This window comes from Prolixibacteraceae bacterium (assembly GCA_019720755.1).
Classification (GTDB): domain Bacteria; phylum Bacteroidota; class Bacteroidia; order Bacteroidales; family Prolixibacteraceae; genus Halosquirtibacter; species Halosquirtibacter laminarini.
In genome coordinates, this window is the sequence record CP081303.1 from 1,378,853 (window position 1) to 1,405,381 (window position 26,529).

At 36.6% G+C, this 26,529-nt stretch carries 19 protein-coding genes; 12 read left to right on the top strand and 7 right to left on the bottom strand.

All coding sequences use genetic code 11. From position 1 onward, the window contains the following. Window positions 1–20 precede the first annotated feature (20 nt). The 5 genes from K4L44_05610 to K4L44_05630 all read left to right on the top strand — a co-directional run bounded on the left by K4L44_05610 (window position 21) and on the right by K4L44_05630 (window position 7,679). Complete coding sequence (locus K4L44_05610; protein ID QZE15309.1) at window positions 21–1,070, top strand: VWA domain-containing protein; 1,050 nt, start codon at window positions 21–23, stop codon at window positions 1,068–1,070. Window positions 1,071–1,079: 9 nt separating this feature from the next. Next, window positions 1,080–1,943, top strand: coding sequence for a tetratricopeptide repeat protein (locus K4L44_05615; GenBank protein ID QZE15310.1), 864 nt, complete (start codon window positions 1,080–1,082; stop codon window positions 1,941–1,943). A gap of 55 nt (window positions 1,944–1,998) precedes the next feature. Further along, the gene (locus tag K4L44_05620) at window positions 1,999–3,786 is read left to right on the top strand and encodes a BatD family protein (GenBank protein QZE15311.1); all 1,788 of its coding nucleotides are present in this window, start codon (window positions 1,999–2,001) and stop codon (window positions 3,784–3,786) included. A gap of 7 nt (window positions 3,787–3,793) precedes the next feature. After that, window positions 3,794–4,555: a tetratricopeptide repeat protein gene (locus K4L44_05625; GenBank protein ID QZE15312.1), complete on the top strand. Its 762-nt coding sequence runs from the start codon at window positions 3,794–3,796 to the stop codon at window positions 4,553–4,555. Between the two features lie 805 nt (window positions 4,556–5,360). Then, window positions 5,361–7,679, top strand: a complete 2,319-nt coding sequence (locus K4L44_05630; protein QZE15313.1) for a glycoside hydrolase family 3 C-terminal domain-containing protein — start codon at window positions 5,361–5,363, stop codon at window positions 7,677–7,679. 114 nt (window positions 7,680–7,793) lie between these two features. Here K4L44_05630 and K4L44_05635 read toward each other — a convergent pair whose 3' ends face one another. Then, window positions 7,794–8,807, bottom strand: a complete 1,014-nt coding sequence (locus K4L44_05635) for a WYL domain-containing protein (GenBank protein ID QZE15314.1) — start codon at window positions 8,805–8,807, stop codon at window positions 7,794–7,796. Between the two features lie 558 nt (window positions 8,808–9,365). Here K4L44_05635 and K4L44_05640 point away from each other — a divergent pair. Continuing rightward, the gene (locus tag K4L44_05640; protein ID QZE15315.1) at window positions 9,366–10,004 is read left to right on the top strand and encodes a hypothetical protein; all 639 of its coding nucleotides are present in this window, start codon (window positions 9,366–9,368) and stop codon (window positions 10,002–10,004) included. Between the two features lie 792 nt (window positions 10,005–10,796). Beyond that, window positions 10,797–11,201, top strand: a complete 405-nt coding sequence (locus tag K4L44_05645) for a hypothetical protein (protein QZE15316.1) — start codon at window positions 10,797–10,799, stop codon at window positions 11,199–11,201. 60 nt (window positions 11,202–11,261) lie between these two features. On the opposite strand, the gene K4L44_05650 is transcribed toward K4L44_05645, so the two are convergent. After that, complete coding sequence (locus K4L44_05650) at window positions 11,262–12,167, bottom strand: transposase (GenBank protein ID QZE15317.1); 906 nt, start codon at window positions 12,165–12,167, stop codon at window positions 11,262–11,264. 123 nt (window positions 12,168–12,290) lie between these two features. Here K4L44_05650 and K4L44_05655 point away from each other — a divergent pair, with 123 nt between their 5' ends. Beyond that, a complete protein-coding gene (locus K4L44_05655) occupies window positions 12,291–12,692 on the top strand; it encodes a hypothetical protein (GenBank protein ID QZE15318.1) in 402 nt (133 codons plus the stop codon). Next, window positions 12,658–14,553, top strand: coding sequence for a GH92 family glycosyl hydrolase (locus tag K4L44_05660; GenBank protein QZE15319.1), 1,896 nt, complete (start codon window positions 12,658–12,660; stop codon window positions 14,551–14,553). The genes K4L44_05655 and K4L44_05660 overlap by 35 nt, the downstream gene beginning before the upstream one ends. Window positions 14,554–15,098: 545 nt before the next feature. Here K4L44_05660 and K4L44_05665 read toward each other — a convergent pair. The 3 genes from K4L44_05665 to K4L44_05675 all read right to left on the bottom strand — a co-directional run bounded on the left by K4L44_05665 (window position 15,099) and on the right by K4L44_05675 (window position 19,873). Beyond that, the gene (locus K4L44_05665) at window positions 15,099–15,668 is read right to left on the bottom strand and encodes a hypothetical protein (protein ID QZE15320.1); all 570 of its coding nucleotides are present in this window, start codon (window positions 15,666–15,668) and stop codon (window positions 15,099–15,101) included. 548 nt (window positions 15,669–16,216) lie between these two features. Next, window positions 16,217–17,422: a hypothetical protein gene (locus K4L44_05670; GenBank protein ID QZE15321.1), complete on the bottom strand. Its 1,206-nt coding sequence runs from the start codon at window positions 17,420–17,422 to the stop codon at window positions 16,217–16,219. 51 nt (window positions 17,423–17,473) lie between these two features. Further along, window positions 17,474–19,873 (bottom strand): hypothetical protein, encoded by a 2,400-nt coding sequence (locus K4L44_05675; protein ID QZE15322.1) that lies wholly within the window; start codon window positions 19,871–19,873, stop codon window positions 17,474–17,476. A 289-nt stretch (window positions 19,874–20,162) separates the two neighbouring features. Between K4L44_05675 and K4L44_05680 the strand changes: the two genes are divergently transcribed. Beyond that, window positions 20,163–20,519 (top strand): hypothetical protein, encoded by a 357-nt coding sequence (locus tag K4L44_05680; protein ID QZE15323.1) that lies wholly within the window; start codon window positions 20,163–20,165, stop codon window positions 20,517–20,519. Here K4L44_05680 and K4L44_05685 read toward each other — a convergent pair whose 3' ends face one another. Continuing rightward, a complete protein-coding gene (locus K4L44_05685) occupies window positions 20,520–20,879 on the bottom strand; it encodes a gamma-glutamylcyclotransferase (protein QZE15324.1) in 360 nt (119 codons plus the stop codon). It lies immediately after the preceding gene. Window positions 20,880–21,148: 269 nt separating this feature from the next. Beyond that, window positions 21,149–22,132, bottom strand: a complete 984-nt coding sequence (locus K4L44_05690; GenBank protein ID QZE15325.1) for an AraC family transcriptional regulator — start codon at window positions 22,130–22,132, stop codon at window positions 21,149–21,151. Window positions 22,133–22,326: 194 nt separating this feature from the next. Between K4L44_05690 and K4L44_05695 the strand changes: the two genes are divergently transcribed. Together K4L44_05695 and K4L44_05700 are read left to right on the top strand one after the other, a co-directional pair. Next, a complete protein-coding gene (locus tag K4L44_05695; GenBank protein ID QZE15326.1) occupies window positions 22,327–24,672 on the top strand; it encodes a TonB-dependent receptor plug domain-containing protein in 2,346 nt (781 codons plus the stop codon). Window positions 24,673–24,776: 104 nt separating this feature from the next. Next, window positions 24,777–25,988 carry a hypothetical protein gene (locus K4L44_05700; GenBank protein ID QZE15327.1) on the top strand — a complete coding sequence of 404 codons (1,212 nt, stop codon included), beginning with the start codon at window positions 24,777–24,779 and terminating at the stop codon, window positions 25,986–25,988. The last annotated feature ends 541 nt before the right edge of the window (window positions 25,989–26,529 follow it).

Consider the following 26,529-nt stretch of genomic DNA (forward strand, 5'->3'; position numbering starts at 1 on the left):
GCAACGATAATACTATACAGATGAATTCATTTCGTTTTGCACATCCTGAATATCTATATCTACTATTTCTAATTCCTCTTTTGGTTTTAGGATACTGGATGTTGATAAGTTACAATAAGAAACGACTCGAGAAGTTTGGAAACTATCATTTTATTGAGGCATTGATGCCCAATCGCTCCTCTTTTCGTAAAGGGTTAATCTTTGGATTGACGATGGTTTCCGCTAGCTTTTTAATCTTCGCTTTGTCTCAACCTCAGTTTGGTTCAAAAATGCAGAAAGTGAAAAAAGAGGGGATACAGATTATGGTGGCTTTAGATGTCTCCAATAGTATGCTTGCCGAAGATATCAAGCCTAGCCGTTTGGAGAGAGCCAAGATGGCAGTCAGTAAGTTAACTGATAAATTGAATAGTGATCAAATTGGTTTGGTTGTTTTTGGAGGACAGGCATACACACAGATTCCTATTACGAGCGATTATGCTTCTGCCAAGATGTTTCTTGCATCGGTAAATACACAGATGGTCCCGGTACAAGGTACGGCTATTGGTGCTGCAATAAATCTTTCTACCAAATCTTTTAGTCCAGAGTACGAGGGAAGTAAGGCGATCATCGTGATCACTGATGGAGAGAATCACGAGGATGATGCTATCGGTGCTGCACAAAATGCGGCGGATCAAGGGATCAAGGTTTTTACTCTTGGGATGGGATTGCCTCAGGGAGCACCTGTGCCTGTGATGAAAAATGGGCAACGTACTTTCATTAAGGATGGAAGTGGGAAAACGGTCATCTCTAAGTTGAACGAGAAGATGTTGAATGAGATTGCTCAAGCAGGGAAGGGGAGTTATGTTCGTGCGAACAATACCAATATCGGTTTGAATGCCATCTTTACCCAAATAAATAAGCTGGACAAGAAAGAGCTAGAGACACGACGTTATGCAGAGTATGACGATCAGTTTCCATATTTTATTGGTATCGCTCTTTTTTTCTTCGCCTTGGCAATGCTGCTGATTGAAAGAAAAAATAAGTGGTTGGCAAGAGTTAATTTGTTCGGAAACGATAAAAAACAGTCTTAATTGATCCTTATGATGAAGAAATTTACACTAATAATATTGCTTCTGTTTGTAGGAGTACAGTTTGTTTCGGCCCAACAGGAGAGACGTTTGATACGTAAAGGTAACAAAGAGTTTATGGAGGCCTTTAAGGATAGTTCTAAAGTGGACTCTGTAAAGTATGCTCAAGCAGAGACCTTCTACCGAAAAGCTTTAGAAAAAGATCCTGATAACTACCAATGGCAGTCGAACTTGGCTTCTGCTATTTTGAAGCAAGGTCACCCAAAAGATGCTGCGGAGATGATTGAGGGACTCGTGGATCAGGCTCCTACCAAACAAGATAAAGCAAAACTCTATTATAATCTTGGGAATAGCCATATGGCTGCCAATGATTTAGACAAAGCGATTGAGGCGTATAAGTCCTCTTTAAGAAATAATCCTTCAGATCCTGCTGCAAAGTATAACCTGACCTACGCAATGAAAAAGAAGAAGGAGCAGGAGCAACAGAAGAAGAATCAGGATAAGAACAAGGATAAGAATAAGAATAAGAATAACAAAGACAAGAACAAGGACAAGAATAAGAATAACAAAGACAAGAATAAGGATAAGAATAAGAATAACAAAGATAAGAATAAGGATAAGAATAAGAATAACAAAGATAAGAACAAGGATAAGAATAACAAAGACAAGAACAAGGATAAGAACAAGAATAATAAAGACAAGGATAAAGGCAAGCAGCAAAAACCACAAAAGAAAAAGAGTGGTTTGAGTAAGTCTAGAGCTAGTGCCATGCTGAAGGCGATGGAGGATAAGGAGAAAAAGACTCAAGAGAAGGTCCGACAAGCCCAAGTGAAACAGGAAAAGGCAAAAGCACGAAGTATAGAAAAGAAATGGTAAGGTCTTTTCGAAACTTATACTTATTTTCGTGATTGATAATGTTAAGAGTTTTAATATGATTACAAAAAAGATATCGATTTTTATCCTACTTTTATTTACGACGTTGAGTGTCTTTGCTGATAAAGTAAATGTGAGGCTCTCTACCCCTAGTGTTGCAAGAGTAGGACAACAGATACGTTTGGCTGTAGAAGCAAATGATAAGGTGGATAAAGTGAATCTGCCTGCTTTGAAAGCATTTGAAGTGATGATGGGTCCAATGACCTCTTCTAGTAGCTCAGTGCAGATTATTAATGGTAAATCATCTCGTTCGAGTTCGTACTCTTACACCTATATCTTAAAACCTAAAAAAGTAGGTGTTTTTACCGTGCCTGCAGTGGAGGTGGTTATTGATGGCAAGCGCTATAAGACAAATTCTCGCAAGATCGAAATTGTGAAAGGGAATGCCAATGCCAACACAACTTCTTCGGGTAGCGAGATTTCTAAAAAAGATTTGTTTGTTAAGGTGTTTCTTTCCCGTACCAATGTTCGCGAAGGAGAGGCAATTTTGGCAACTACCAAATTATATACAAGAGTGCCTATCTCAGGGGTTTCTGATATTCAGTTGCCTAGTTTTACAGGTTTCTACACGAAACCTGTTGGAGAGATTCGTCATTTAAGATTGAATCAAGAAGCGTATGATGGAGATATCTATAATACCTCTTTGTTAAATAAGACGTTACTCTTTCCTCAAAAAGATGGTTCGCTCAAAATTGAACCTGCGAAGGTTACAGTGCAGGTTCAACAGCAGGTTCGTCGTGCACAAGGTCTCTTTGATGATTTCTTTAATTCCACAAGAACGGTAACTGTCGATGTACAGAGTGCTTCGCGTGTGGTGCGTGTAAAAGGACTTCCAACTGCTCCAGATAGTTATTCAGGTGCTGTTGGTCAGTTCCATATTATGGCAAATATTTCCGAAGACAAGGTGAAAGCCAATGATGCGATTACGCTTCGTCTGACTATTAAAGGAAAAGGAAACTTGTCTTTGGTGACTGCACCAAAGTTGGATTTTCCAGAAGATTTTGAGACTTATGATCCTCAAACGAAGAATAGTATAAAAGTAACGGATAGTGGCGAGGTAGGTAGTAAAACTTTAGAGTATTTGGTTCAACCACGTTTTGCTGGTACTTATACGATCCCTTCTGTCTCTTTCTCTTATTATGATCCTGCAAAAGGAAAATTTGTGACTAAAGAGACGGAGACTTTCCATATCGAGGTGGCAAAAGGGGAAGGCAAAGGTTCTGCTCCAGCGATGGTAAATGATTTTAGTAAGGAGAGTGTGAAGACTGTTGGTAAAGATATTCGCTTTATCTCTACAGATGATGTGAAGTTCTCTAAAAAACATTCCTTCTTTGGAACCCTTCTTTTCTATATGCTATATGTAATAGGAGTGATTGCTTTTGTAATACTATATCTGATGAACTTAAAACGTATTCGTGAAAGAGAAGATGTTTGGGGCACTAAGAATAAGAAAGCAAATAGATTGGCTCTGAAACGTCTTAAGAAGGCTTCTGACCATCTGAAACGATCAGAAGACGAACTATTCTATGAGGCTGTACTTGTGGCACTGATGGGATATCTAGAGGATAAATTGACTTTGCCAAAATCTGAACTTACCAAAGAGACTATTGTGGCGTCTTTGGCTAAGCGTAAGGTGGCTCCAGAAGATGTTGATGCTTTGATATCGCTTGTAGATACTTGTGAGTTTGCACGTTATGCTCCTTCTCAAGATCATGGAGCACAAGAGGATATTTATCAGCGTTCTGTGAACGTGTTGAGTATGTTAGAAAAATCGATAAAGAAATAATAGATAGATGATGAAAAAAATAGTCGTATTGATAGTGGCGATGGGTTTCTCTCTATCGCTATGGGCTCAAAGTCCAGAACAACTGTTTGATCAAGCCAATGTATCCTATAAGAAGGGTGATTTTAAAGTGGCATTAGATACCTATAAGGAGATTGAGTCACAGGGATTTGCAGAGTCTGATCTTTATTATAACATGGGGAATGCTTATTATAAGCTATCTGAGTTTACTAAAGCCATACTTTACTATGAACGTGCTTTGGCACTTGATCCCAATAATAAAAATATTGCCTACAACTTGAAGATGGCAAATCAATATATTGTGGATAAGGTGGAGCCTTTGCCTCAGCCTATGGTGGTTCGTGTAAAGAATCAGATAAGGCAGCTTTTTAATGCTACCCAGTGGAGTGTGATTGGTTTGGTCTTTTTCTTCTCTTTCTTGTTTGGACTATCACTTCTCTTTATCTTCGGGAATAGCTCTCGTGTGAAGAAGGGGGGACTTGCTATTGCTATTGTAGCATTCCTGTGTAGTATTGCGAGCGGGCTTGCAGCAAAGAACCAGTATCTATATGAAACAGAACATCTTCATGCTATTGTGACCCAACCGAGTGTTACAGTGAAAGGGGCTCCTAGTGATACTGGTACAGAGCTTTTTATTCTTCATGAGGGAATTAAAGTGCAGATAACTGATAGTATTGAAGGATGGAAAGAGGTTCGTATTCCTGATGGAAATACTGGATGGATTCCAAACAACAGTATGGAACGTATTTAAAATATATTAGACTTATTAGTCGAGGGGGTGTCTTTGAAATAAAGGCACCCTTTTTTGGTTTTATATAAGGATGGTTATGTGACAGGGGTACAATATGTTGATTTCTGTCTAGTTAGATTCAGTCTGATTGTTCGGTAGATTTCCCCAATAATGTTTAAGATATATCAATCAGAAACAGGAGTTTCCAATATTACATGTGTTGTTGCATTTATTTGTTTTCGAAAACAAATATTGCAGTAACTTATGGGAATCGTTGTTTCATAAGTCACTGTGCCCATCGTGTCGAAGGGCTCAGTAATCTTTCTGTCGAAGAGTTCAGTGAACTATAATGTTGACAAGTTGCTCTTGTGTTTCGCAAGTGGTCCCTGAGCTTGTCGAAGGGCTCAGCGATCTTTCTGTCGAAGGGTTCAGTGAACTATAATGTTGACAAGTTGCTCTTGTGTTTCGCAAGTGGTCCCTGAGCTTGTCGAAGGGCTCAGTGAACTATATTCAAATAAGTCCACATAACACAATGGATTAAATTCGAAGAAGTAGAATAAATATTAAAATCGCATCTTTTGGAAGAATTGTACTATAAAGACACTGTTTTAACGTGGATGGGATACCTCTTAAAATTGGGACAATTATTTCGCATGATATTGTTATTTTATGTGATGGAATACTTCTTTTTATTTATTAGTTTAACCATGATTTACTTCTCTTTTGGGGCTCTAGTTATTTTGAGTAGTTTTTTTGCACAAATAGATAAATGGCTTCAGAAAGGGTGGTGTTCGAACTAATTATCATTAACCAATAAAACTATATTATGAAAAAAGTATTTCTTCTTTTTTTATCTCTGCATTGCCTTGTTCAGGGGTATGCCAAAAAACAGTTGCCTTATCAAGATGCTTCTCTGCCGGTGCATGTAAGGGTAGAGGACCTTCTTGCAAGAATGACCATAGAGGAGAAAATCGGACAGCTAAAACAGAGCGAACTATCTCATGAGATTGAGAATGGGAAGTTTAAGAAGGGTGCTATGGAGCGCATTTTTGGTGGTATTGGATCTGGTACTTTAGCGAGTCCTTTTATCTACTCTAAAGAGGTGGCTTCGGTGTATAATGAGGTTCAACATTACCTTGTAGAAGAGACCCGCCTTGGTATTCCTGGGTTGTTAATAGCTGAAACCCTCCATGGACATTTGGCTGTCGGGGCAACACTTTTTCCTCAAAGTATCGGTTTGGGAGCTACATGGAATCCTGAATTAATCCATACGATGGCTCAGGCGATCGCATTAGAGGCAAGCTCTGTTGGTGTTCGACAGGCTTTGGCTCCTGTGCTTGATTTGTCTAAAGATCATCGTTATGGGAGAGTGGAGGAGTGTTATGGGGAAGATCCTTTTCTTGTAAGTCGTATGGGGGTTGCTTATATTACGGGTATGCAGGGAGGTATGAAAGAGGATCTTCCTTCGAATCATGTGATGTGTATGGCAAAACACTTTGCTGCTTATTCGGTGCCTAATGGAGGGATCAATTTAGGTCCTACCTCTATAGGGGAGAGAGAGCTTCGATCACTACATCTTAAACCTTTTGAGGCTGCTGTAAAAGAGGCTAATGTTCGAGCTATTATGCCTTCTTATAATGAGATTGATGGGATTCCTGCTCATAAGAACCATTTTTTATTACAAGATGTATTGAGAAATGAGTGGAATTTTGATGGTTTCGTCTTTTCTGATTACGAAGGGATCGATATGTTGAACTATTTCCATCATGCGGCCAAAGATCGTAAGAGTGCAGCATTGCAAAGTATTCAGGCTGGGGTAGATCTAGAGGCTCCTTCAGATGATTGTTATAAGAATTTAAAAGTTTTGGTTGAAGAGGGAACTTTGGATGTCAAAGTAATAGATCGCTCTGTTCGATATGTTTTGAGTACAAAGTTTCGTGCAGGTCTTTTTGATAATCCTTATGTCAATACTCGACATGTAGAGTCTGTGGTGAATAAAAAAGAACATATTGAATTGGCACTTAAGATTGCCGAAGAGTCTATTGTGTTGCTAAAGAATGAAAACAATACGCTTCCTCTTGATTTTGAACATGCTTCTGTATCGATTTGTGGTCCAAATGCGGATCAAGTTCAATTTGGTGATTATAGTTACTCTAAAAGAAATGAGGATGGTGTGACTGTGTTAGAGGGGTTGAAAAAGTATGTGGATGCAGATCGTATTCTATATACAGAAGGTTGTGGATTAACTAGTTTAGATCATTCTGGTTTTGCAAAGGCTGTGGAGAATGCAAAGAAGAGTGATGTTGCAATTGTGGTTGTAGGTGGTACTTCTGCTACGCTTTCTGGCGTCGGCTGGGGTGGTGGAACCAGTGAGGTTAATACTTGCGGAGAAGGATTTGATAGGGCTTCTTTAGGGCTTCCAGGAGTTCAACTTGATCTGGTTAAAGAGATTCAAAAGACAGGTAAACCAGTAGTGGTGGTAATGGTGAATGGTCGTGGATATAGTACTCCTTGGTTGAAAGAGAATGTGGATGCCATCGTGGAGGCATGGTATCCTGGGGAGCAAGGGGGAAATGCTGTAGCACATATCTTAAGTGGAGAGGTGAATCCATCTGGTAAACTAGCTGTCTCTTTGCCTAAAAGTGCAGGTCATAGTATGACAAATTATAATTTCAAGCCATCAGGTCGTGGTTATTACCATAAGCCTGGTTCTATGACAAAGCCTGGTAGAGATTATGTCTTCTCAAACCCAAAACCTCTTTATCCTTTTGGTTATGGTTTGAGTTATACCTCTTTTAAATTAGATCGATTTGAAGTGAATCGCTCTTTATATCATCTGCCTGATACGATTACTGTGGAGGTAGAAGTGAAGAATACTGGTTCTAGAGATGGTAAAGAGGTGGTTCAGCTCTATGTTAATGATATGGTAAGTAGTGTTACCACTCCAGTGATGGAGCTGAAAGGATTTAAAAAGGTTTCGTTGGATGAAGGAGAGAATCAAATTGTTTCATTCCATATTCCAGTGAAGGCACTTTCTTTGATTGATAAAGATTTGAAAGAGATTGTAGAACCTGGAGAATTTATGATTATGGTAGGTACAAGCGCAGAGAGTATCTCATACAAAAAGGTTATTACAGTGGAGTAACCAATTGTACGTATATTCGATTATCTTCTGTAGATAATTCATTAAGAGGTAGTACCACGATATCTATGCAAATCTTTGCTTTAGATAAATCGAAGTACTATCTCTGTTGTTTTATCAGTTTTCATTGTAGTTTTGGAGTATCTCCGTTATTTCGGATTTAATTCTATTTTTTAATGATTTTGGACTGGTGACACGAATAGATTTTCCGTGTGAAAATATCAAATTAATGAACTCTGAGTTTACAATCAATTGTAATTCGATAGTGGTCCAATTTCCTTTTGTCCCCTTTATCTTTTGTGATATATGTAATGGTTTTGTCCTTATATAAGGAACTAAATCGGAATTAATCTCTAGTGTTATTAAGTCTTCTTTTGTCTCTTTAGGGTGCGTTATTCCTACTATCTCGTGGAAATAGTCATTGTAGTTTATTGAGGATCTAATAAATGAAATCTCAGAGTTTTCAATTTTAAGTATTCGATCTAAAGGAAGGGTTATGTTTTTTCTAATATTCTCACTTATTCCCAATAAGAACCATCTGGAATTATACTGTTTTAGAAAGTGAGGGTGTATCAACCATGTTTCAGGATAGTCCATCTTAACCCCTTGGTACGTTATCTTTAATACCTTCTTTTGTGTTATTGCATCAAATAGATTGCTTAATCTTTCTCTTCCATGGAGAAAAGGGTTCTCTTCAAAAGAGATATAAAAGTGGTTTGTATGATGATGTCTGAAGTCGGTATTTAAACGTGTGATTGCTTCGTTTAGCCATTTAAAATAGGGTAGTCCCTCAATTCGTTCTAAGACTTGTAGTGACTCTTGGAGTATTTTTTGTTCGTGTTCGCTCATTTTGCAGTTCTCAATAGAGAACTTAGGTTCGCTGTATCTATAATATTTGTTTTTGTTTTCATAAAGACTCTCTAGTTGAATTGCCCAACCAGCTTCGCTCTGCATAAAGCGTATGTCTTTATAGATCTGTCTTTTTGTAATGTTGGAGTTCTCTCCAAATTCATTCTCCAATGCTTCTTTACACTCCTCAATAAGATCACTAATGAAATATTTTTTTGAAACATCCCGGAAGCAATGGTCTAATGTTTTGTAACGTATTCTTGCACACTGATTTGTAGCCATATGGTCGTTTGATGTAAAGTTGGTATCCCTCTCTGTAACTGTGTCCTTTTTATACGTCGAATATACCGTGAGTTATCAATGAAAAATAGGTTTTTACTAAATATACATAATATAGAATAATCCTATATCTAATTGTACTCCTAAATTCACTGAAAATGAGATAAATCACTTTTATCATGGATCTATGTCTCTTTGATTTAAATCATATGACCAAGTACATGACTTCTCGATTACAGGGACACCTTGTCTTTGGTTTAGAGGAGATCTTGGGGTATAATCCTTGTGTGATGGATTTTGTTGATTGATGGTGTTGTGTTAGAATAAGTGTTTTTTGATGAATATTGCATTGTTTATTTAGAGGGTTGTGGGTTTATATTATACTTTTCTCTGAATGTAAGTGTATCTGTTGAGGGGGTGTTATTAAAATATTAATAATGGTAGATATTGTATCTAATTGCTTGTTTATTTATGTTAAAAAATATATCATTGTGTCAAATTGTATGTGATTCTTTTTTTATGTGATCATTCTGCAATGAAAACCTAATAAATTATTTTCTTATGAAAAAAGCAGCATTTTTATTATGTCTAATGATGGCCTCTTTTGTTTTGACGGCGCAAAAAAAAGAGGGATGGAGTCTCTCTGGAACTTTTATGAATCGTTATGTGTGGAGGGGAAATGACTATGGTAATGGACCCGTAGTTCAGCCATCTTTCTCTTATTCATTTAAGAATTTCTCTATTGGTGCTTGGGGTAACTACTCATTAAATATCAGTCCGAATAATGCAGAGGTTGATTTGTGGTCTAGTTATAGTTTTAGTAAAACTTTTAAAATGTTACTTACTGATTATTATTTTCCCGTAGAGCCTGGGAATCAAGGTAACTTTATGTCCTGCAATGCACATACTTATGAACTTGGAGCGATGAAAACTTTTGGGCGTTTTCAAGCATCTTTTTATGGGCTATTGAATGGTCCAAATACAATGTATGGAGAGGTAAAGTATACAAAAAATAAGATTTCTCTGTTTATTGGGGGTGGAGGAACTACGAACAATAATTTGTGTATACATAATACTGGGATTAGTTATCAAGATGCATTGGAGGTGAGTGATCGTTTTCAGATACCTATCCAAGGATCTCTTATCTACAATCCATCTTCTGAGCAAATCTACTTAACTTTTGGTTTTACTATTCAGTAATCGATCATTATTACTCTATAGTGAAACGTATTAAAAAAAACTTTTGTGGCACGATATTGACACAGTATCGTTATCCACAATGTAATTATATGGATGTTTTCTAATTAGCTAGGGGGGATCTATGATATTGGTTTTTATGAAGAGATTAATCAGTTTACTTCTCACGAACCATTTATGTCTGTTTTTTATTGGTAAAGCTAGAGGTATATAATGAAGATCATATCTTCATTATATAATGTTGGTGTGATCTCTAGATCGTATTCATTATTGCTCTATAGAAATGATTGGATGTATTATCCTGTTTCTTGTGATATAAGTTCTGTTGTCAAATAAAAATGCTCCCTCATTTGAGGGAGCATTTTTATTTGACAACTAATTGTGTGTTGTATCTAATGTGTTGAATGCAGGTATTATATGTGGCTTGTTTGTGTTGTGTCTTAAATCGTATGATCAATTTATTAAAATAATCTAAAAGGTGAATGAACGTTCGGTTATTGATTTTGGAGTGTTATATTTGCCCTCGATTATTTAATAAAGACATTTAAAGTAGGGTTTTATTTGGTGTTTATTTGTTTGTGTATTTAAAGTAGGGTTTTATTTAATCAAAAATGAACGTTTATTCATTATTGTTTCTTTAAACCTATATATTCGTTTTATAGATGTATTAAGAGTATGATTGAACAAAGTGTTGTTTTTAACCATTAGTAGTTTAAGTGCTTGTCAGTAGAAAAGGTTTGAGATCATGCGAACTAGACAAAATGAAGTTGTATAGAAAATTAATTATTTGAAGTTATGAGTAATTGGAAGAAGAAGTATAATAAGTGGTATTTTTGGATTTCAGGTATTGTTACAGCTTTGGGTACACTCCCCTCTGCCTTGGCTCCATATAAAGGAACTTTGGCTACTATGGGGTTAGATTTTGGCGATAAAATCAATTCATTGCCTTTAGTTGGACATTGGGGGATAATGGTGGTCGGAATTGGAGTGATGATCTTTAGAAGTGCAAAGAATTATGAACTTAGAAAGAATATCATTTGGTACTCTTTGATTGAAAAGAGTTATTTGGTTGCTGGATGTGTTTGGATCTATATGATGAACCCAGTTTGGGGAGCTGGCTATATGGCTGCAATTATTGCTGATTCCTTACAAATAATTGGTGGTGTCTTTTATCTACTAGTGACACGTAAAGAGAATTGACATTTTACTGAATGGATGGAGAGGTAGTCATTGCTTCTCCTTTTTTGTTTTTAGTGCGAATCAAGGGTTCAAAACATAATTAAGAAACGTTGCAGTTAGTTTACCGAATGCATGTACCATTAATCCTTTTGTAGACCTTACTTTACTAGCTCTTTGTATATCTGTTTTTTCGATTAGCCAAGAGAACATTGCTTCAATAGGTTGTCTAATTTTAGATACAGCTCTATTATACAAATCATCTGCTGCTTTTATTCTTTGTTTGATTATCAAGGGCATCCCTTTTATTGCCTTAATAGGTGTCAACATTTCTGAATTATACTGATTCTTCACTTGTTGGTTAAATTCATTATGCATGTAAATTTTATCTCCGAAGAAGGTTCTGTTCCGCATCTCTGACCATCTCTCCTTGTAAACGACAATATCGTTCACAGATGCAGGAGTAAAAAGGACTTGCTCTGGAAATGGTAAAGCATCTTGTCGTCTTATCCCCAGCATATGAAGCTTCATGCCATAATAGTAAACTCCTTTCGTAGAGCAATAGCCTTTATTGGTTACTTCATTGGCCACCTTGCCTTTTCGTTTGCCAGAACACGTTATAATTGGCATCGAATCAAGTAAACATTGATCGATAATACAATCATTAGGCTGAGTGTCTTCAAGTAATAACTCAGACAATCTTGTAAAAGCTCCACCTAAACGATTAAGGCGATTACAAAATGCTTGATAAGATCCTAAATTTGGAAACCAGTCAGACAAGTAATCACATGCAAATTTATGAATCTGATTTATCTTGGTGTATTCTTGATATTGAACACCAAAAAGATATATTGTCATCACCTCTTGATCAGTAAAGCAAGGGGAGTTATTGTTACTAAATCGTTCACAATAATATCTTAACTCATCGAAATAATAACAAATTAGATCGTATATTTTTATTAAATTGAAGTCCTTATCCTTGATTATCATATTTTAAAGTCGCTTTGAAAACAACTATAAGATACTGATTTTCAAGGATAAAAACAATATAAATGTCTATTATATAGGTAATTAAACCACTTGGTTAGATATGAAATCCAACTCTTGATTCGCATGATGAATAGAACGATATTAATTATATGTATGATGGCAGTGCTTTTTGCTTGTTCTCCTCAAAATGAAGAGCAGTCGAAATCCTCCTTAATTTCTTTTGTCGATCCCTTTATTGGAACCGATGGACATGAACATACCTTTCCTGGAGCAACCACTCCTTTTGGGATGGTACAACTAAGTCCCGATACCCACCTGAAAGGGTGGGAGGCGAGCTCTGGATATTACTATCAGGATAACCATATTTATGGTTTTAGCCATAGCCATCTCTCAGGAACAGGGATTGGAGACTTAGGGGATATCTCTATCCTTCCTTTCTCTGGGGCCTATAGTGATACGCTATATGCTACTTTTTCTAAAGACAAGGAGAGTGCTTCTCCTGGGTTTTTATCGCGTTTATCTTGATAATTTTCACATCCAAACTTCGCTTACCGCCTCTACTAGAATTGGAGTTCATCAGTATCAATACGACAATGCAAAAGAGCGTAAAGTGAAGATCGATTTGGGATTTACACTACAACAAGATTGGGGACATAAACCCAAAATGAGCGAAATAAAAATTGTAAACGATCATACTATTGAAGGGGTAAAACGAACTTCCGGCTGGGCATACGATCACCGTGTCGCTTTCCGCGCAGAGTTTAGCGAACCTTTTGTGAAACATGTAGTACATGCTAAGGGTGCGGACAAACAATCAACCTTTGCGGAGGAACGTGATTTGGAACTAGAACTACAATTTGACGAAAGCAATCGTCCGTTGACGGTGAAAGTGGCGATCTCTCCTGTCGATGTGGAGGGAGCAGCAAAGAATATGATTGCAGAGGGAACTTCTTGGGACTTCAATGTCTATAAAAAGAAAGCAGAAATGCTTTGGGAAAAACAGTTGTCCTCCATTCAGATTGAGACCAAAGACCTTTCTGTAAAAAGAGTATTTTATACTGCACTATATCACAGTATGATTGCACCTTTCATCTATCAAGATGTGGATGGGCGTTTTCTTTCGATGAAGAGAGAGGTGAAAAAAGCAGCCCCAGGACAGACAAACTATAGTGTCTATTCGTTATGGGATACCTTTCGTGCACTACACCCTTTATTGACAATCATTGAACCAAAACGTAGTAGTGAATTTGCTGCTAATTTGGTTAGAAAAAGTCAGGAGGGTGGCATTTTACCAAAGTGGCCTCTCGCTTCTAACTATACTGGTACGATGGTAGGATACCCTGCTGTCTCAGTATTGGCTGATGCTGTTGCGAAGAACCTCTATCATGGAGACCCTAAAGTGCTAATGAATGCAGTGGTGAAGGCTTCTACCTATAGGCCTGAGATCTTAGACTCTATTGTGGAACCAAGAGGGGAGCGTGTGATGTCGAAACATATCTACTACAAAGAGAAATATGGGATCATCCCTACGGACTCTATCTCGAAGTCGGTATCCAATGGATTAGAGATGTCCTACTATGATTGGTGTATCTCTACAATTGCCAAGAACTATGATGCAGAAGATATTGCCAAAGCATATCAAACTAAAGCCGAGTACTATAAAAACTATTTTGATCGTACTACTGGCTTTATGCGTGGAAAAAATGCGGACGGGTCATGGCGTACTCCATTCGACCCAAAGTATTCGTCTCATGAGCATAGTGACTATACCGAAGGAAATGCGTATCAGTGGAGCTTTCTTGCCCCTCATGATCCAAAGGGACTCGTGATGCTCTATGGAGGAGAGGATCGTTTTGAAGCCAAACTAGATACTCTCTTTCATACCAGTTCGGAGATATCAGGAAAAGAGGCCTCTGGAGATATTACTGGATTAATAGGACAATATGCCCATGGAAATGAACCAAGTCACCATATGGCTTATCTCTATCTATGGACACATGCTCCTTATAAGACTGCTGAGATACTTGACGAGATCATGCACCGCTTCTATCCCGACTCAACTGATGGAATTATCGGCAACGAGGACTGTGGACAGATGTCAGCATGGTATGTAATGAATGCGCTTGGGTTCTATCAGGTATGCCCTGGAGATCCTGTATACCACCTAGGAAGACCATTGGTGGATAAAGCATCCATTAAATTGAATAATAAAATGTTCGATATTATCGTTTATAATAATAACTCTAAGAATATCTATATCCAGAAAGTCTTACTGAATGGAACGGCGCTTCAAAAGCCCTTCTTTACTCACCAAGATCTGGTAAAAGGTGGAAAAATAGAGTTCTTTATGGGGGATACCCCCAAAGCTTCCCTATCGATGCTGTAAACCAAATTATTTAACCCAACTATCTTGATGCCGATGCCGTCTCACAGAGTTTATTTCTCTGGGTTGCGGCATCGTCTGTTTTTATATCTACCAACCTGTCTCTATTTCGAATTATCGGATCAATCGATATATGATGTGAACTGATCGGAATATAGATTGCTGAGCCTTTCGATATTTAGGTTGCTGAGCCCTTCGACAAGCTCAGGAACCACTAGTCGAAGTATAGTGACCACTAGTCGAAGTATAGGTCCTACAGATGAAGTACAGAAATTAATTATCGAAGTAAAATAACCATCTTATAATCCCTCGTTTCTCTACCCTTCACATACACCTTCTTTACCCTTTGGTTACTCCTAGAGTAACCAAAGGGTAACGGAAGGGTAACCAAAGGGTAACTGAAGTACGGAGGAATCTTATGTGATTTTCTGATCATCTACTGTTATTTTCCTGAATAAAACCGTTTTTTGCATTGTCATGGCACTGTCCAAATAAGTGTATTTGAAAGAGAAAGTACTACCTTTATATGCCGACGTTTCTATAAAGATTTACCAGCCATCATCCCTAAAACATGTCTTCTCTCTAAAAAGAACCTCAAAAGTGTGGTCTATGACCTGCTTTGTATCGTTAATGTATTTTGATTCTAGTTTGCTCCTTTTGAGACTTAGAAGGACCTTTTCAATTCTACGGGTTTCGTAGTAAAGGTTGAGTACGCCTAGACTATCCTCTTTGGTTACGGACTGTGAAATATCCTCTAGTTTTATGTTGCATATGGTCACACGGTATTTGGACTCTTTAAAGTCGATACAGACATGACATCTCAAGCTATTGTATAATAGTGCAGAAGGACAATTCCGTGCGGAAACTCCTGCTCCTAGATGATCGATGAGTACGCCACTTATAACAAACCACATTCGGTTGCCTTGGTCATGGACTTTTCTTAGATCCATCGACATCAGCATATTCTCTTTGATGGTCTCTTTCGATTGGGTGGATTGAAAGACCTTCTGCCAAACAAATTGTCCATCAATAATTGTCCCATAGGACGATTGGGCTGCTCCATTCAAATAGATGGACATGAATAGGGTGAAGAACAAACTTCTAAATAGATATCTCATAGTATATGTTTTTGGTGTGTCATTTTAAATCATCTTATTCTTCCTCCTACGATATGAATAATTATCCTGAGTTGAATGAAATGGTTGGTGTCTATTGAATCTTCTTTTTATAGTATAGGATCTTCACCTTGTATATGAGTTAAGAATCTACACGGAATCTATATGGCGGTTCATTCCCTTGGGATCGGGACCGATAGATAAAATGCAAAATAAACAATATTTAACAATAAGATGTCTATTCCATGGAGTTTTTTAGAGTTCAGAAGTGTCTTATTCTCTCTTTGGTGTCGTTTTATCGAGAGGTTTCCATGGAATATTAGAGGTAGGTTAGATCTAGTTGATCTGTTTTGCTCTGAAGAAAGGAAGAGGATAGAAGTATTCTTAAATGAGGCTAATTTTTAGGTTCGAAATCGGATTGCTCTAAGACGAAATCTAACTCAAAATATTTAGAGCTATAATAAGACATAGCTTCAGTCAGAGTTTGGCTTTCAAGCCAGACTCTGAGTGGATTTAAATAGATTGAGAGGTCTTTATCGACGATCTTTGGTTTAGAGATGCATAATTTCATGTGCCTTGTTTATGAGTTCTATTTTGTTGTCTCCCATCTCTTTAAAGGATGAGATAAAGCCGTTTTCTTTGAGTTTCTCTACAATTTGATGGTTCAAAGGGGTATTCTCCCATTTGGGTCTTTTTTTAGGCTCTGTCGCTTTGGTGTATGGGTCTCCTAGCTGATTTAAAATGTCGTGGATTTCGTGTTTATTTAAGAGATGCATGTATTGGTTGAACATCTTTAATCGAATCTCTTGGTCGCTAGTGTTTGTGATAAGATTTAGAATTTGGTCTGAGTTGTTATATTCATTTGTACTCTCTAAAAGAACATGACACACGATATCAATGAGTTTGATGTCATCGATACTTTCCAAACAATTTATCAGTTTCATCTTCTGTTCTGAGTGAATCTTTTTAGAGGTTAGAAGTTTCTTATAAAGCGGGATATCAAAGCTGTACTCGCTGTGTGTTTCGATAAATTCGTGGATATTGTTCTCTACAAAGAGGTTCAAAAGATCAATATCTTCTGTCTTTTCAAGCTGGTTATAGTGATGTGGATTAAAAGTGATGCTCTGCTGCTCTACAAGGATATAGAGTTTGTCTCTTTCTATTGATTTAAGATCTAAGTCATCAAGTCTAAATATGTCGGTATATTCTTTGTATACTGGGTTTGAAAGGGAGTTTGCTTTAAAGATATCCTCTATAAGTGTAGTATTGTATATTTCAGATAAGTGATCTTCTGTGTCATTGTTTTTTTCTTCTAATAAGGCACTGGCGACATGGGCTTGATTCAACCATTGGACTGCTGTCTCATCCAAACTATTATTTACCCAATAGTAATATAGGTTGTTCCAACAAGGCTGCACTACGTTATGTTCAAATAATTTGTCTAAAATGGTTTGGTTTTCAAATTCCTCTAGGTCTATGATTTGTGTGGTTACTTTATCAAGAATTTGGTCTATGGGTATATTCTCTTTATTTTGGTTATAGCACTCTATAAAATATGTAAGGGTATCATCAGACTCTTGTTGTGGCTGTTTTAGTTTTAAGTATATATTATGGAAATAGTCCTTAATATTGTTATCGATATAGTCTTTTAGTACTTTTTCCCCAAGGTTGGCAATACAGGTGTAATTCTGTGTTTCATAGCTGTTTTGCAGTGTGCTGTCTTCTTTGGTTATATTGGAGAAAATGAAGAGAAGCATCTCACTATTCAGCTTATAACAGTTGTTTTTGTAAATATACTCGAAGAGCTTTTAGTTTGAGTTCTCTGTTTTTGTAAGCTCCGAAAATTTGATATCCAGTGCTTCCATAAGATTTATTGCATGATCATACTCTATACCACTATCTATAAAATCTTTTTTCTTTTCAATATAGGGTTTTAATTGTTCATCTGATTCCCTGTTTAGCTTCTGAATTAAAGATTTATCTAATGATGAAATGGTATTTAGATAAGTAACCAAAATGCCATCATCTGTTGTTGTATTCTGAATATCCTTCCATATTCCATAAGAATATTTTTCTACAATAATTTGGATAAACCTTTTTTGTTCTACATGGTCTAGGGAGTTAAAAATAGGACCGATGTATTTTTCGAATACATTGTCAGATGTATTATTTGATAACTGCCTTAATATAAGGTCTAAGCGGTAATCCGTTGAGTCTTCATTTAGTGATAATAGATATAAAATTACTTGTTTGTTTAAAGTCGTTTTATAACAATATTCGTCTCGTGATATTTTAGAAACTACATTATGAATGCTTTCTTCTGTAAGTTTGTGTTCGAAATTATCTCCTTGTTGAGTCTTGACATTCATTAGAAATGCATGATCATTTGTACGTAAGGCACCCTCGTAGAAATATGACATATAGTGAAAGTAGTTTTCATCTATATATCCTTTGCGAAGCATTAATGCGAGAAGCTCTTTTTCTTTTGATAAATTGGTCGATTCTTTGAAAAGTGTCATTTTCCAACTATCATCTGGGCAAAAACGGATTAGTTTACTTAGGCTTTGGGGTAATGAAAATTGTACAAGTAACTCTTTTCGTCGATTTATGTAAGTAGAATATTCATCTATTTCATATTCTATTTCATGAAAATTGATAGTGCAATAGTTTCCGTTTTCTATGTACTGCTGATTTCTACAAAATTTCGAGAATTTGTCTTCATTTTTAAGTATCTCCTTAAAATCTATTTTATCTAGATTTTGAAGATTATTGTATCTTCTCAATATCGCAAGCAAATATTCTTCGCGGAGTTTCTCTTCTTCTTTTGCAATGTATTTTGATTCATCATATACAAATGGCCCTGAATATTCATTTTCATCGATAGACCAATTAATTAGCTCCTGTTTTTGAATTTCAAATATTTGATACAATAGCCCTCTGTTTTCTTGATCAAGTGTATACTGATTCGGGAATATATTTTTATAGACGATAATACTAAAGATATACTGAGACTGTTTTTGATCGTGTTTTGGGTTTATTGAAGTATTGTATATAATAAATTCATTGACGATATTTTTCAAAAGTCGTAGGTCATGGATAAAGATTGAAATATCGTTGATATAGTCGTTGCTTAAAATTTCTAAATCCTTTTCGTCCTCTTTTGAGGGAAGGAGCTCTCTAAGCTTATCTCCAGAGTTGCTTGTGTTTATAATGGGTATTATCGGTAAGATAAAGTCAAAGAATTTGGTTCGATGTAGTGTCTCTTTAAAGAGGTCGTCTCGAAGTGCATAGATGAAGATCACTCTTTGTGAAACCGAAGGGGCATTGTTAATCATTAGGTTCACCTCTCTAAGTTTTGTAAATAGAGAGAGATTATCAAAACGATCCAAATCTTCAATAACTACATACTTTTTCTTCTCGTTTGCATCAAAGAAGTAGATGAGCTCCTCAATATATTTGTTTAGAACAGAGTTTCCTGACAATTCCACCTCTGTTGATTTAAAGCTTAGTTTTTTAAGGTTGGTAATATGGCATAGGGTGATAAGCTTTTGGAAGATAAAGTAACATCCTCCAATAAATAAACCGAATAATACAAAATGGATAATAGAAGCAAACCACAATATCGAAGAAAAGAAATTTTGAAACCCATCTGCTGAAATTGCGAGGAAGTTTTGTTTCAATAGGCGTATGATGTCGTGGATGAAAGGTAGAGAGAACAACCAGCACAGAACTCCGACAATTACGCGACGAATATGTTTGATATTTTTTATTTGTTTGAACTTAGAGAATGGGAGGTCTTTATGGGAAAACTGATAGAATATCTGTTGTAAGATATGTTCTTCAATCTCTGTTTGTGTATATTTTTTTTCTTCGGATGTTTCACAAAAATTGGCTAAGGAGAGGAAGAGACATTCTGATTTCATAATATTGAAATCATTCTTCTCTTTGTCGTTATAGCTTTCGTTCTTTGAGTCATTTGGGCTGATTTTAGGAATATTCTTACTGCTATCTTTTTCTTGATTATCACATATTATCGCTTTTAGAATAGAGCTCTTTCCAGAACCATACGATCCAGTGATTGCAATGTTTTTGACATCATTTTGTTTGATAGCCCATAGGAGCGCATTTTTATATTGTGCTGCAATCTTTTCATCCGATATGGGTGAAAGGGTATTGAAATAGTCGGTTGTTTTGTTGTTTATACTCATGTAAAGAGGGAAAGGGTGATACGGTAATTAATTTAGCATAAATATAGTAATTTATTTCTGCATAAAATGTGTGGTTATAAAATCTCTTGATCAGATTTTATAAGCTTCTTAGAGGCTCTTTATTGGAGGTTGTTTGTGAAGTAGTCTTGATTTGTTTGTGGCTTTTATCTGTTTCTATTTATTTTTGTTCCAAACTATATATGAACGCGTAAAGCTGTTTTTCTAACCTACATTTTGAATGACTTTTTATTTTGTTTGGACACAAAATAAGATTTCTCTCAAAATTCTTATGAAATATTATTTGTCTTTTTTATTGCTATTGATCCTAACAATAGGAGCTCACTCTCAAGAGCTTGATAAGTTTGAAGTGGTGGATTATACTTTCACTTTAAGTAATGGGGATATCGAAAAAGGATTGGAGATTGTCGGGTATCATGGCACCTATCCAACGGATGGGTTTGTTATTCCTGATGAGATTGAAGGGAAACCTGTTTTTAGGTGTAAATCCCCAAAAAAAGAGTTGGTTCTTCCAAGTAGACTGCGTGTGATTGGAAAAAGAGCTATTTCTTCTTGTAGTAAATTGCAGGAGTCTTACGTCTGCCAGACTCCTTCATTACCATTGGGGACTATGTTTTGTGGCTCTTAATTATAATGCCTCGTCTTCATGGGCAACATATACCCATGCTTGGGTTCCAGATTGAAATGGAGCCAATATTCTTTGGTAGTCGCTAACCTCATATTTATCGGTCTCCTCTAGTTCGGATTGGGTAATCTCAAATATGGTTCCCTCAATAAAGTCTTCCTTTTTTCCTGTCTTCACAGCAATAGGATGGTATTCTTTCCCACTTTTCTCAATTACCTCTTGGCTGGTGATCTTAAGTTTGTCCAGTTTGTATCCTGGAAGGATGTCTTTGGTTCCTGTTAAAAGACGTCCATAGGTCTCTATTTGCACTCTATCCAGTTGCAAGGTGCCGTATGAGAATAGTCGATGTTTGTTGTTTTCCATCCGCGTAAATGATTTATAAAGGTGCATGTTCTCTTTTGTATCGATTATGCAAAGATTGAAATTTTTGAGGTGGGAGGAAAGTATTCAGAATAAAAATAGTGTGCCTTCCAATTCAACCACTGCTTCTAATCTACTTTTTCTGTAATCAAAAAATGAATCCTTTATGCACGGGAAGAGAAAGTAGATGTATGGAATGACTAACAAATGGTTCTTTATGAAGTGCTTAGTATTAGTATCCAATATTTATCACTTTATTCCACATTTAGATTCTAGGAAAAGGATTTGCGATATTGCATAGGTGCCACCCCAAACCTACGTTTGAAAGCTGTAGAAAAGTGGGAAGCATATTCGTATCCACATAGATTTGCGATCTCTACTATAGAACGATCTCTATCTTTGAGATAGGTTAGTGCAAGTTCCATTTTGTAATCGAACAGATATCCAAATATCGTATTTTCAAAGACCTCTTTAAACCCATATTTTAGTTTCTTTTCATTGGTTCCTACGGTGGAGGCTAGCTCTTTTATGGTTGGGGGATTGTTCAAATTAGACAATAAAATATCTTTTGCTTCATGTATCTTATCAATATCCCCTTTCCTATGGATAGAACGGTGGGGATGGTTATCGCTCTGCAATTGGATAGAGAGGATTTCCATTATTTTAGATTCTATATATAGATTCTGAACATTTCCCATTAAATGCGACTGTTTGATCTGTTTTATTAGATGCTGTATCTCTAGAGATATGTTGCAGTGTCTCTTTTGATAAGTAAAAGTTTCTCCTTTGCAGTATCTTGTGTAGCATTTTTCTAATAATTCAGGATACCTATTAACAAGTAGTTTCAGATATTCTGGATGGAATACGATGCTAAACGACTCCATATATTGGTCTTTGTTGAAAAAGGTAGAGCTGTTGCTTTGTGGACCCAATGACCAAAGATTATGGCTGTTTGAGTCAATATCGGAAGTGTGTCCTTCGAGAGTATACTCAGAACATCCCTGAAGCATGAAATGGGTTGCGAATAGTGGAGATTCATTAAAACCACTGATTTTAATATCCTCTTTGAATACACCACTCCATTGTGTGATGCTAAATCCTTGAAAGTTTTTCAGTATATAGTTTACATCTCCGATCTGATCGTGGATACTTTCTGAAGGACAACCTAGATTCCCCTCCTTCAGCGTAATCGTTGCGCTTCTCTCCATGGTAACTTCGGAAAGATCGTCTTCATTAATTTTAATATAGTAGCTCATTCTATTTGCCCTTCTCGTATAATTTATAGTTCGTGATATTTAAGATTGATTAACTTATAGTGGCGTAGTTTTGCATCTGTTTAGTTTTAGTCTTAATTAAAAGTAAAAGTATTGTCTCATTATAGTAGTGCCAATACCCATTTATAGGGATTAATATGTCAAGTTGAAAGAGAATGATGATAAAACAAATTCAAATGTCTAATATATGTAGTGTTCTGCTGTTCCTTTTATTAATTGGGGGGAGCACCATCTCATATGGTGCACCAAAGAAATTTTATATCAAAGGAACCATTGTAAGTAAAGATGATAAGTTGCCATTGCCTGGTGCTTCTGTGGTAATACATAGTTTAAAGAAAGGGGTTGTAACAGACAAAAATGGATCGTATCAATTATTGGTTCCTGAAGGGAAACATTCGTTGTATGTCTCCTACATTGGTTTTGCCTCTATACGCAAAGAGGTCAAGGTAAAAGGGAACGACAAAACTGTAGATATTGTATTGTCTAAAACGACAAAGGAGTTATCGGATGTGGTTGTAAACGGGACTTCAGTGGCAAGTTCCATGAGAGAAAATGCGCTTCCAATATCTGTTATAAGTATGGATGAGATAAAAGGGTCTGTAGGTGATGTCAATGATGTTTTAAGTCGTACTGCAGGAGTGAAGATTCGTAGAACTGGTGCTGAAGGGGCATCATCTCGACTTTCTGTTAGAGGTCTCGAAGGGAAACGAATTGGATATTATATTGAGGGGATGCCGATGAACGACAATGCTGATTTTTTGGATCTTAATGATATTCCTGTAGATATGATTGAACGTATTGAAGTATACAAAGGGGTGGTTCCTGCTCGTTTTGGTGGGTCTTCCATAGGAGGTGCAGTGAATATTGTGACCAAAGAGTATCCTGAAAAATATATGGATGCAGCTTATTCTTTTGGGTCGTATAACACCCATAAAATGAATTGTATATTAAAAAGGAATAATAAGAAAAGAGGTTTTGAGTATGGTATTGGGGGGTGGTATACAACTTCTGATAATAATTATGAAATGGAACTCCCTTTAGAACCAGGTCATTATGTTACACGTAGTCACGATAAATTTGTAAAGAAGGTTCTGGCGGGAGGGATGACCTTTAAACGATTGTGGTTTGATGAGATCGTTTTTGAGCCATCTTATACCAATACAAAGAAGGAGATTCAAGGAATCACAGGGTTCGATATACAAGGAGCCTATATGTTGAATGAATCGTATGTTCTATCTAATAAATTTAAAAAGAGTGATTTCTTAGTTAAGAATCTTTACTTAGATATTGCAAACAATATCGGGTGTGCGATTACTCAATTTAAAGATACTGCCAACGCTCGCTATGACTTTAATGGGACTAAATATCCAGCGGTTCATGCGCTTGGAGGAGAAGTCGGGGTGACACCTAACGACTCCTATAATAAGAAGTATATTGGAATGCAAAAGACCAATCTTAATTATGAATTGAGTTCTAATCATAACTTGAATTTAAATTCGGTCTATAATTATGCCTATAATATTCCACAGGATACTTTAGAAGAAAAAGCACGTGGTTATAGAACGAATTTTAATAGTAGAATGAATAGTTATATCGCAGGATTGGCTTTAGAGTCTTCTACCAATAATAAGCGATTGGTGAATGCTTTCTCCGTTAAATATTACTACTATTCGATGAACTCCACTTTGGCCGAATTGAATAATGGTAGTGCAACAAAAAAGGTTTCGATACAAAAGCAGGACTGGGGGATAAGTGATGGAGTAAGGTTTCGTTTTAATCCATACTTACTTGTTAAAGCATCCTTGGCATATGATGTACGTATCCCCTCTGAGAGTGAATTATTGGGAGATGGTTTCTTGATTACTCCTGCTGTGGATTTGGTTCCAGAAAGGAATACTAGTGCCAATCTAGGGTGGATGTATGAACGAAGAAATAGTAGCGGAAATCTATTTTCTTTAGAGTTAAATACCTTCTATATGTATCTTATTGATATGATCCGCTTTACAGGAGGGCCACTGCAGTCGATATATCAAAACTTTGGAAGAATGCGTACACTTGGTATGGAAGCAGAGATAAAATGGGATGTGACAAACCATGTCTATTTGTTTGCAAATGGTACTTATCAAGATTTACGTGATGATAGAGAATATGGTCCCAATTCGACTGTAGCGAACTTCTCCAAAGGGGCACGAATGCCCAATATCCCATATCTATTCTTTAACTGTGGATTTGACCTGCACAAAGAGAACTTATTCGGTGGGAGGGGACAGAATACTCGTCTCTATTCTGAACTCTCTTTCGTGGAAGAGTATTATCGAGATTTTAAGTTGAGTAATTTTCAAGAGAAGATAATACCTCGTGCGACCACTGTACAGTTAGGTCTTGAACATAGCTTATTTAATGGAGGCGTGATACTCTCTTTTCAGGTTAATAATCTTACAAATGCAAAGGTTATATCTGAGTTTAATCGCCCTTTGCCTGGTCGTAACTTTAATATGAAGATACGATATATATGGAAATAGTGTGGCCTGTTTTTCCTTTGGTGTCATCCTTAAGGTTAGACATCGTAGAGAAGAAAGGGGCTAGATAATTATCAATAAAAGAAAGAGAAAAAATAAAATAATACATGATGATGAGAAATACGACAATTTTTACGGTATCGATGTTTTTGATTCTATCAATCGTTGGATGTAATAAAGACGAGAGTAGTGTAGAGACAAACAAAGGGGATTTACTTTTTATCTCCTCTGCGCCAAATCCAGATGGACAGACGGGGGCAAATTTTATGCAACTAGCAGATGGATTAAAAGAGAAAAAATATACGAATTTATCTGCTTTCCCTATCTCGTATGGGGTGGCTCCAATCATCATTGATAAGAAGATTTACATTACTCCAGGTTGGTCTAATGAATCGAGTATGTTAAAACGTTATGTGATAAATAATGGTCAATTATCTGAAGAGGCTTCTCTTCAAATCCCTTTGGCTTCGGGTGCATCTAATATTGTAAAGAGTCAGAACAAACTCTATATGTCGATGTCTAAACGCGGCAAGATTATGGTGATTGATCCAAGTACTCTCAAGAAGATCAAGGAGATAGACCTCTCTTCTTATGGAGTGGGAGACCAAAATCCAGATCCGTCTTGTATGGTTGTTCGTGATGATCTATTGTATGTTGGACTGAACCAGATGGTTGGAGGATATTTTCCTTCGATTAAAAGAGCTGCTTCTGATGTGTTGATTCTCGATACAAAGACCGATAAAGTAGTGAAAATGATTACAACCAAGCTAGGGAGTATTTCACAACCTACTAGACCTTTGGATCCAAATTCGATATTTATGGATGAGAACCATGATATTTATATAGTCTGTTTGGGTGGTTTTGGTGCCGTTCCAGGTCAAAATGCTGGAATCCTTCGAATTAAAAATGGAGAGACCGAATTTGATGATAGCTATTCATTTGTAATTAATCAGGTGGATATCGCTGACGAGCCCCATCGTGCCAATGTATTTTGGTCTGTTAAATATGCTCGTAATGGTAAGATGTATGCTTGTGTGGATATTCCAGATTATCATGGAACTCCAGCAAATTATATTGAGGATCGCTCTGTATTGGCGGTGGAGGTCGATATTTATGCCAAAACGATACGTAATATTGGATTACCTCGTAGTAACTCTTTTAGTGGAATCGCTTCATTGTATAAAGACAAGGCGTTGTTTGGACTGGCAACAACCAAATATGATGGTTATTTTAGTTATGATTTGAATAGTAAAAAAGTAAGTGATAAACCTCATTTTACCACTACTGGGTATGCCTCGTTTATCATTCCTGTAGAATAATATATCAAGAAATTATGGAATCTAAAATATTGATTTCTGGATATATTCATAAAACTTTATATCCAGATATTTCGTGATTTTAGAAAGGAACTTATTTTTTGTGAGTTAAAGATATAATAAACCTATATGGTTTAGTATTCAATGATTTGTGAGATGTGGTTTAAGGGGTAGTTTTGTAAACTACTCCTTTTTTTGGTATGTCGGGCATGGTAATAGTCTAGCAGAGTGCAAGTCTCTGTATGTGCCGAGTTGATAGGAAACATTAGCAATTGGCAAGGGTGTTGGAGGTGACTCCAAATCTGAAGGAAGCCATTAGCAAACTTGACGTATTGACGCACAGAAATCTGATATAAGGCTGATTTGGAGCGGGCAACCGAGCTATAGATTGGGAACGCCCGAAATTCAACCGTAACTCCATACAGTAAATCAGGCGATACGCAAGGAAAGTCTATTACCTTATCCCGAGAGATCTCACCACCTGTTGCACCCGTAACAAACCGAGAGGAGACAATCGGCCATAGGTACTTATAAGAGTGAGAAG

Bases quoted from the DNA above. Each gene is read 5' to 3' on its own strand.
- K4L44_05650 (QZE15317.1), bottom strand. From the start codon at position 12,167: ATGATAATCAAGGATAAGGACTTCAATTTAATAAAAATATACGATCTA.
- K4L44_05635 (QZE15314.1), bottom strand. From the start codon at position 8,807: ATGGCTACAAATCAGTGTGCAAGAATACGTTACAAAACATTAGACCAT.
- K4L44_05695 (QZE15326.1), top strand. From the start codon at position 22,327: ATGTCTAATATATGTAGTGTTCTGCTGTTCCTTTTATTAATTGGGGGG.
- K4L44_05625 (QZE15312.1), top strand. From the start codon at position 3,794: ATGATGAAAAAAATAGTCGTATTGATAGTGGCGATGGGTTTCTCTCTA.
- K4L44_05615 (QZE15310.1), top strand. From the start codon at position 1,080: ATGATGAAGAAATTTACACTAATAATATTGCTTCTGTTTGTAGGAGTA.
- K4L44_05680 (QZE15323.1), top strand. From the start codon at position 20,163: ATGAAATATTATTTGTCTTTTTTATTGCTATTGATCCTAACAATAGGA.
- K4L44_05665 (QZE15320.1), bottom strand. From the start codon at position 15,668: ATGAGATATCTATTTAGAAGTTTGTTCTTCACCCTATTCATGTCCATC.
- K4L44_05620 (QZE15311.1), top strand. From the start codon at position 1,999: ATGATTACAAAAAAGATATCGATTTTTATCCTACTTTTATTTACGACG.
- K4L44_05670 (QZE15321.1), bottom strand. From the start codon at position 17,422: ATGCTTCTCTTCATTTTCTCCAATATAACCAAAGAAGACAGCACACTG.
- K4L44_05700 (QZE15327.1), top strand. From the start codon at position 24,777: ATGATGATGAGAAATACGACAATTTTTACGGTATCGATGTTTTTGATT.
- K4L44_05690 (QZE15325.1), bottom strand. From the start codon at position 22,132: ATGAGCTACTATATTAAAATTAATGAAGACGATCTTTCCGAAGTTACC.
- K4L44_05630 (QZE15313.1), top strand. From the start codon at position 5,361: ATGAAAAAAGTATTTCTTCTTTTTTTATCTCTGCATTGCCTTGTTCAG.
- K4L44_05685 (QZE15324.1), bottom strand. From the start codon at position 20,879: ATGGAAAACAACAAACATCGACTATTCTCATACGGCACCTTGCAACTG.
- K4L44_05640 (QZE15315.1), top strand. From the start codon at position 9,366: ATGAAAAAAGCAGCATTTTTATTATGTCTAATGATGGCCTCTTTTGTT.
- K4L44_05675 (QZE15322.1), bottom strand. From the start codon at position 19,873: ATGAGTATAAACAACAAAACAACCGACTATTTCAATACCCTTTCACCC.
- K4L44_05645 (QZE15316.1), top strand. From the start codon at position 10,797: ATGAGTAATTGGAAGAAGAAGTATAATAAGTGGTATTTTTGGATTTCA.
- K4L44_05610 (QZE15309.1), top strand. From the start codon at position 21: ATGAATTCATTTCGTTTTGCACATCCTGAATATCTATATCTACTATTT.
- K4L44_05655 (QZE15318.1), top strand. From the start codon at position 12,291: ATGATGAATAGAACGATATTAATTATATGTATGATGGCAGTGCTTTTT.